Below are 624 nucleotides of genomic sequence, written 5' to 3' on the forward strand. Positions count from 1 at the left end.
TTCAACACCGCCCCTTTCTCCAATATAAACAGCTTCGTATTTATTATTATTAGGATTAAACCAAATTGTAAAATGATATTCTCCTGCTGTATAATCATAATCACGCCAAGTTACATAGATTAACTTTTCTTCTTTTATAATTAATTCTGCTTGTTCTCTTGTCATTTTCTATCCTTTATTATGGTATTTGTTTGATAAAACCTAACCTTGAAACATTTACACAAAGCTAATTCTATTTTGTTTAATCATTCTAGCACGATTGATAAGAGCATAAAGGGCTAGAAATTCATCATTATAGGTAGAAGTGTAATTGTATTTTTCTAAAAATACAACAACTTCCCCATCAAACTCAATACTTCTGTATTCTATAATTTTTGCTTTAGCATTAGTGATAAAAGATATATATTTATCTCTTTGTTTATCATGTTTAATACCTGAACATAAAGGTTTAAGTGCTTCATCATACCAAATCACTTCTAACTTTTCTTCTTTAATAATTCTTAATGTTGCTTCTTTTGTGATATTTTCTTTAATATCTTTCCTATTGTAGCATTTATGCCGATAATTTTCTTGCAACATTTTATCAATGGCTTCTTTTTCATTATCAAAAGAATAACTAAGTCT

The 624-nt window shown here is 27.2% G+C and carries 1 protein-coding gene; it reads right to left on the minus strand.

The features are described 5' to 3' along the window. Positions 1–216: 216 nt before the first annotated feature. Positions 217–624 (minus strand): hypothetical protein (locus AJ888_RS01445; protein WP_070296100.1); only part of this gene is annotated, 408 nt, incomplete at its 5' end.

The organism is Campylobacter sp. BCW_6467 (genome assembly GCF_001762855.1).
In the GTDB taxonomy this organism is placed as follows: Bacteria; Campylobacterota; Campylobacteria; order Campylobacterales; family Campylobacteraceae; genus Campylobacter_D; species Campylobacter_D jejuni.